7 protein-coding genes are annotated in these 6,906 nt (G+C 59.6%); all 7 read left to right on the top strand.

What is annotated here, in order from left to right; all coding sequences use genetic code 11:
* The gene (gene fdh3B, locus AB4Z51_RS43680) at positions 1–603 is read left to right on the top strand and encodes a formate dehydrogenase FDH3 subunit beta (RefSeq protein ID WP_441499649.1); all 603 of its coding nucleotides are present in this window, start codon (positions 1–3) and stop codon (positions 601–603) included.
* A 49-nt stretch (positions 604–652) separates the two neighbouring features.
* Complete coding sequence (locus tag AB4Z51_RS43675; protein WP_441499648.1) at positions 653–1,657, top strand: formate dehydrogenase subunit gamma; 1,005 nt, start codon at positions 653–655, stop codon at positions 1,655–1,657.
* Between the two features lie 82 nt (positions 1,658–1,739).
* Positions 1,740–2,963 (top strand): oxalate decarboxylase family bicupin, encoded by a 1,224-nt coding sequence (locus tag AB4Z51_RS43670; protein ID WP_441499647.1) that lies wholly within the window; start codon positions 1,740–1,742, stop codon positions 2,961–2,963.
* On the top strand, positions 2,950–3,270 hold the full coding sequence (locus AB4Z51_RS43665) for a DUF3305 domain-containing protein (protein WP_441499646.1): 321 nt from the start codon (positions 2,950–2,952) through the stop codon (positions 3,268–3,270). The genes AB4Z51_RS43670 and AB4Z51_RS43665 overlap by 14 nt, the downstream gene beginning before the upstream one ends.
* A gap of 1,776 nt (positions 3,271–5,046) precedes the next feature.
* Positions 5,047–5,310, top strand: a complete 264-nt coding sequence (locus tag AB4Z51_RS43660) for a DUF1488 domain-containing protein (protein ID WP_063984906.1) — start codon at positions 5,047–5,049, stop codon at positions 5,308–5,310.
* 102 nt (positions 5,311–5,412) lie between these two features.
* On the top strand, positions 5,413–5,730 hold the full coding sequence (locus AB4Z51_RS43655) for a co-chaperone GroES (RefSeq protein ID WP_063984905.1): 318 nt from the start codon (positions 5,413–5,415) through the stop codon (positions 5,728–5,730).
* A 141-nt stretch (positions 5,731–5,871) separates the two neighbouring features.
* The coding region (gene groEL, locus AB4Z51_RS43650; protein ID WP_441499645.1) for a chaperonin GroEL at positions 5,872–6,906 on the top strand (1,035 nt) is incomplete at its 3' end.

Here is a 6,906-nt window from a genome sequence, read left to right as displayed (position 1 = left end):
ATGGCACGCATGAAATTCCTGTGCGATGCGGACCGTTGCATCGACTGCAATGCCTGTGTGACCGCCTGCAAGAACGAGAACGAAGTGCCTTGGGGCATCAACCGACGGCGCGTCGTCACCATCAATGACGGCAAGCCGGGCGAACGGTCGGTGTCGATGGCCTGCATGCACTGTACCGATGCGCCTTGCGCGTCGGTGTGTCCGGTCAAGTGCATCTATCCGACCGAAGACGGCATCGTCCTGCACGACAAGGATCTGTGCATCGGCTGCGGCTATTGCTTCTACGCCTGTCCGTTCGGAGCGCCGCAATATCCCCAGGTCGGGAATTTCGGCTCGCGAGGCAAGATGGACAAGTGCACCTATTGCGCGGGCGGCGGCGGACCGGAGGCGCCGGGCAGCGCCGAAGAATATGCGAAATACGGCTCGAACCGCTTCGGCGAAGGCAAGCTGCCGATGTGCGCCGAGATGTGCTCGACCAAGTCGCTACTCGCAGGCGATGGCGACATCATCGCCCAGATCTACGAGGAGCGCGTCGAGAAGCGCGGCTATGGCTCCGGCGCGTGGGGCTGGATGACAGCTTATCGCGAGGGCATCGAGACCTGAGCAGGCGGGCCTTGGGGGGTGACTCAAACATGAGAGGAGGATGGTCGTCATGACGCTTCTCGCACCCATTCGCCTCGTATTCTTTGCCATGATCCTTGTCTTCGTTGGGTCTGCCCCGGGGATCGCCCAGAAGCTCGGCCCCGATGGCGCACCCAATCCGACCGCAAGTGTCACCAGCGAGCGCGAACTGCTCAGGCAATTCCCGCGCGCAGAAGGGCGGATCGATATTCCCGATACAAAGGCAAGCGTGCTGATCCAGCCTGCCGGAAGAACCTGGGATTATTTCCACGAAGTTCTCTTGCGTTGGGGCGGCGGGATGGTGATTCTCGGCATGATCGCGATTCTGGGCGCCGCCTATCTGATCATGGGGCGGCTGCGCATCACGGCAGGGCGCTCCGGCCGGAAGATTGTCCGCTTCAAGGCCTTCGAGCGGTTCTCGCACTGGCTCACCGCGGTGTCTTTTGTCGTTCTCGGCCTGACGGGTCTCAACATCACTTTCGGGAAGATCTTGCTGTTGCCAGTCATTGGGGCCGACGCCTTCTCAAGCGTCTCGCAAGTGGCCAAGTACGTGCACAATTTCACCAGCTTCTCCTTTGTGGCCGGGCTTGTGCTGATCATCGTAATCTTCTTCAAGGACAACATTCCGGAGAAAGTCGATCTTGAGTGGCTCAAGCAGGGTGGCGGCTTCATCAAAAACAAACATGCCCCCGCCGGCCGGTTCAATCCCGGCGAGAAGGCTGTTTATTGGCTTTCGCTTGCCGCCGGCGTGTTCGTCTCGGTGTCGGGCTTCGTTCTGCTATTTCCCTTCTTCGGAACCGACATCGCGGACATGCAAATCGCACAAGCCGTGCACGCCATTATCGCCGTTCTGTTCGTCGCCCTGATCCTCGGCCACATTTATATCGGCACGCTCGGCATGGAGGGCGCGTTCGAAGCCATGGGTACCGGCGAGGTCGATCTAAATTGGGCAAAGGAGCACCACGACGTTTGGCTTGCCCGAAAGCTCGCGAGCGAAGGCCGGCAGGGAGAAGCTTCGTCGACGCCCGCGGAGTAATGACTTCGATCGCTTGCATCACGACATCTCCAATACCCGCGGATCTGAGGGAATCCGCGAGGGAACCTCAGGAGTGAAAACAGTGGATGAATTGACACGACGTACATTATTGACGGCGACTGCCGCCGGTGGATTGTTGACAGCAACAGCGGCGGGCGCGCAAACCGGCGAACCCATCCCGCAGCCGCAACGACCAGGACATGGCGGCACCGATCCCGGTCCGCGCAACCTCGCGCGGGACCGCCAGAATCCCGATCTGCTGGTGCCACCCTCGACCGATCACGGCACGCTTCCCAACTTGCGCTTCTCTTTTTCGGATTCCCATGTGCGGCTGGAATCCGGAGGCTGGACCCGCCAGGTCACCGTTCGGGAACTAGGTATTTCCAAGGGTATCGCCGGCGTGAACATGCGCCTGAATGCCGGCGGCATTCGCGAACTGCATTGGCACAAGGCGGCCGAATGGGCCTATATGCTGTACGGCACTGCCCGTATCACGGCGATCGATCCCCAGGGACAATATTTCGTCGATGATGTCGGCGTCGGCGATCTTTGGTATTTTCCGAGCGGCGTTCCGCACTCGATCCAGGGTCTTAATCCGGATGGCTGCGAGTTCCTGCTGGTCTTCGACGACGGCGAATTCGACGAAGACAATACCTTCCTGTTGAGCGACTGGTTCAAACACACGCCGAACGAAGTGTTGTCCAAGAATTTCGGCATGCCCGGCACAGCCTTCAGTCACGTCCCCGATCCCGGCGAACTCTATATTTTCGCCGCCCCCGTGCCTGGCGCGCTTGCTTCCGACAAAATCGCCGGGGCAACTCCGGTTTCGCAGACGTTCAGCCATCGGATGCTGGCGCAGCAACCGATCAAGACCAATAGCGGCACGGTGCGGATCACCGATACGAGTGTGTTTCCGGCATCAAAGACCATCTCCGCGGCACTGGTCGAAGTGCAGCCCGGCGCCATGCGCGAGATGCACTGGCATCCCAACACCGATGAATGGCAGTATTACATCGAAGGCCAGGCGCGGATGGGCGTGTTCGCTGCCTCAGGTCAGGCGCGCACGTTCGACTTCATGGCTGGCGACGTCGGTTACGTGCCGTTCGCGATGGGGCACTACGTCGAAAACACCGGCACGACGCCGCTCCGTTTCCTGGAGATATTCAAAAGCAGCTATTATGCCGACGTGTCCCTCAATCAGTGGCTGGCGCTAACGCCCCCCGAACTGGTGAAAGGTCATCTGAACCTGGATCCACAGGCCCTGGCGGGCCTGCACAAGGAGAAATTTCCGGTTGTGCCCGGATGACTGGCCGCAGCCGATTTTGATGATGTCGATGCGTTGGGACGATCCGCTGTACATCCAGTGCTTGCCCTCGAGCTTCGTTACCACCCGTTCGATCGTGTCTAATTATCGCGATAACCTGAAGTCGGGCGCGCCCGCGCCGTGGGTGGCCCTGCGTCCCGTCGCATCGGAACCGCCCTGTGAGATACTTGCCGTCACGGCCGATCCGAGCGAAGGGGAGGCGTTCACCGATGTCGATAGCTACATCGTCGAGGCCGCCCTAATGCCGGATGATGTCGCGGCGGCCATCGCCGAGCCGGGCCTTCGGTAAAGGCGCAACTTCTCGCGGAAAGTGCTCGCGTGGTCGGGAGCCGAGCGATCAGCGGTCTGTTCGCGACCTAATTTCATTCCGGGATACCGCTGGAACCGTCTCGAAGCGTTTTGCGGGCCATTGCTTGCCGACAAGCCTTTGGCGCCTGGCCGCGGCGTCCCCTAGGTTCGGGGCCATCTCTTCTGCGTAAAGCTAACCGGAGCGTTAAGTGGTCGCTTCGATGTTTTTCGGCGAGCCGCCTTTCGTTACACTCTCTGCCCGTGGGCGCAGCCTCAAAAGTCGGCCTGACATGGGCATCGCCACTGAACGCTTTTTCTGTGGCGGATCACACGGCTTCGCTGCTTTGTTGCATCCCGGAACGAACGCCGAGCCACCGGGTTGGGAAAGATCGATCTCAAGGACGATTCAACATGCGCCTTTTCCTCGCCGCCCTCTGTATCTCCGGCTACGCCTCCATGGCGTCGGCTCAGACCACCCAACCCGACCTCAATCGACTGAGTGCCTCTCAGCCTATCAACGGCAGCGCTGAATCGTCTGATAATAATAAGGGGAAAGGTCAGCCGCAGGGGCCCACTGGTCCACTCACCACCGGTAGTGGCGGTACCACGGCTGCCAATCCTCAGGGCGGTACTCCACCAAACATGCAGGTCGTGCCCGAAGACTCATCAAAGACCAGCGTTGATCGGAAGTAGTGCTGCCAACCGCGAAACGCAGCTATCGGCCTTTGTGCTCCGGCGCGGTACCGGAGCTTGCGAATTTCGCCGCCGGACAGAGGGGATGGTGTCTGGGAGCCATCCGCAAGATGTAGTGAGATCGGATGGGCGTTTTGGACGTCCAAGGTGTGCCGAACGCCGGCCACCGCTCTTCTTCGTATCTGCCGGTCGTTCCCGGCAAGTATTGTCGAGTAGCCGCTGCACGACGTCCTTCCAGATTGCGTTCCCGCCAYACAAGCGCACTGCGTCGGCGGTTCGGTCTGCTAGCGACCCTGGAATCTCCGAGAGGCGTCGTTGCTTGCGCCGGCGCGCCGGCGACGCTTCTAGACTCGGTGGATCCCTGATACCACGGGAAGGGCCACCTATTAGGCCAAAATATTTCCCTGTTAATTGCAGCAGGGAATTGCGCACAAAACGGCTCCTTCGCAGTAGTTTCTGATAATTGTGCTGTCTCCGACCCACCCGAAATAGCCAATTTCCCTGTAAAATTCCCTGTTTGCAGGGAATTGGGGGGGAGACGGGTGCGATCAGCACTGCGTCGCCAGCCAATTGATATTGCTTACCAAATCGACGTCATCGTTGCCCCATTTGGAGAGCGGATGGCGCTGTCCGCTGGAGACGTTGCTGTTTTTGTTCGCCACCATTCACTCAGAACATCTTCCAGAAACTCGAGATCAGTTACCCGGACGGTGTTCGCGAATTCCGCACAACGATCGCGCGGGTCGCTGAAGATAAGCTGACCACCTGTAGGACTGAGCGCAGTACGAGTGACGGTCGTACCTTGTGAAAGGATCGTATCAACTGCCGCCGGGCTGAGCTCGTGAGTCATTTCAGCGGAGCCAACTAGCTGTTGGCTTGAGCCGATAGCGCGGGTGAGCCGAGAGGACTACCACTGAAAATTTATTGCAGCGACGATCAACAGCCCGAAGAAGATCACGAGGCTGGTCGCACTTAATTTTCGTGGGCAGTTGTAATCCGATTCCAGAGTAGCCATTTATGGTTTAGCGCAGCCGGATCGCTCTCAGAACCTATTCCCGTTGCGCAAACTTGATCGGACCCAACCATGATCGAGTTTCCGAATTTCAGTCGTTCATATGACCGAACGCGGCACGCCGTGCGTTTTTGGGGATACGATAGCGCGTTAGAGGCATCGTTCTTCATAGAGGAAGACGCGCTGAGGCGACTTGAACCGGGCGCTCACTCCAACAATGAATCGGATTTCCTGAGCGCATTCGATTCCAATCGTGATGTGATATGTGCCGCCGCTGCCAGGGTGTACGTCCGCGGCAGCAGGGGCTCTTACGATCTGGTCGCCGCCAATTTTTGAGACGAAGCCTCACGTCTTGATGGACGCGGAAGACTTCGTTTACGGCACGTGCTTCATTACGACTGCCAATCCAGAATAATCACAAAAGCCAGGGAGGATCGCATGAAATTCCGTCCGCTCCATGACCGCGTCGTGGTCAAGCGCATAGAGGCCGACGACAAGACAGCCGGTGGCATCATCATTCCGGACACCGCCAAGGAGAAGCCCTCCCAGGGCGAAGTCATCGCCGTCGGCCCCGGTGGCCGCGACGAAGCCGGCAAGCTGATCCCGATCGACCTGAAGGTCGGCGACCGCGTGCTGTTCGGCAAGTGGTCCGGCACTGAAGTCAAGATCGACGGCGTCGACCTGCTGATCGTGAAGGAAAGCGACATCATGGGCGTCCTCACTGATCTGCCGGCCGCCAAGAAGAAGGCCGCGTAAGCGCCAGCCGGTTTTCCTTACCCTGAGGATTCGGCGTAGCCGGGTTCTCGAAGGATGAGGCCCGCAATTCAAATCTCATCCCTCAAGAGCTCGCCAGTTGCGCGGCCTTTGGGATCTGACCAGTTGAAAACGGAGATCGCCATGTCAGCCAAAGAAGTCAAATTCGGCGTCGATGCCCGCGACCGCATGTTGCGCGGCGTCGAAATTCTCAATAACGCGGTGAAGGTCACGCTCGGTCCGAAGGGCCGCAACGTCGTGCTCGACAAGTCGTTCGGCGCTCCCCGCATCACCAAGGATGGCGTCACCGTCGCCAAGGAGATCGAGCTCGAAGAGAAGTTCGAGAACATGGGCGCACAGATGGTGCGCGAAGTCGCCTCCAAGTCAGCTGACGCGGCCGGCGATGGCACCACCACCGCCACCGTGCTCGCGGCTGCGATCGTGAAGGAAGGCGCCAAGGCGGTTGCCGCCGGCATGAACCCGATGGACCTCAAGCGCGGCATCGACTTGGCAGTGGACKCCGTCGTCGCCGACCTCGTCAAGAACTCCAAGAAGGTCACCTCGAACGAGGAGATCGCCCAGGTCGGCACCATCTCGGCCAACGGCGATGCGGAGATTGGCAAGTTCCTCTCCGACGCCATGAAGAAGGTCGGCAACGAGGGCGTCATTACGGTTGAAGAAGCCAAATCGCTCGAGACCGAGCTCGAAGTCGTCGAAGGCATGCAGTTCGACCGCGGCTACATCTCGCCCTACTTCGTCACCAACGCCGACAAGATGCGCGTTGAAATGGACGACGCCTATATCCTGATCTACGAGAAAAAGCTCTCCAGCCTGAACGAACTGCTGCCGCTCCTGGAAGCAGTCGTGCAGAGCGGCAAGCCGCTCGTTATCATCGCCGAAGACGTGGAAGGCGAGGCGCTTGCGACCCTCGTCGTGAACCGTCTGCGCGGTGGTCTGAAGGTCGCGGCCGTCAAGGCTCCGGGCTTCGGCGATCGCCGCAAGGCCATGCTGCAGGACATCGCGATCCTGGCCGGCGGCCAGGCGATCTCGGAAGATCTCGGCATCAAGCTCGAGAACGTCACGCTCAACATGCTCGGTCGCGCCAAGAAGGTGATGATCGACAAGGAGAACACCACGATCGTCAACGGCGCCGGCAAGAAGGCCGACATCGAGGCGCGC

The sequence above is a fragment of the Bradyrhizobium sp. 2TAF36 genome (genome assembly GCF_052114925.1).
Lineage (GTDB): Bacteria > Pseudomonadota > Alphaproteobacteria > Rhizobiales > Xanthobacteraceae > Bradyrhizobium > Bradyrhizobium barranii.
This window is presented reverse-complemented; position numbering and strand designations above follow the sequence as displayed.

Coding starts and splice junctions, on each gene's coding strand:
- AB4Z51_RS43655 (WP_063984905.1), top strand. CDS start 5,413: ATGAAATTCCGTCCGCTCCATGACCGCGTCGTGGTCAAGCGCATAGAG.
- AB4Z51_RS43660 (WP_063984906.1), top strand. CDS start 5,047: ATGATCGAGTTTCCGAATTTCAGTCGTTCATATGACCGAACGCGGCAC.
- fdh3B (WP_441499649.1), top strand. CDS start 1: ATGGCACGCATGAAATTCCTGTGCGATGCGGACCGTTGCATCGACTGC.
- AB4Z51_RS43675 (WP_441499648.1), top strand. CDS start 653: ATGACGCTTCTCGCACCCATTCGCCTCGTATTCTTTGCCATGATCCTT.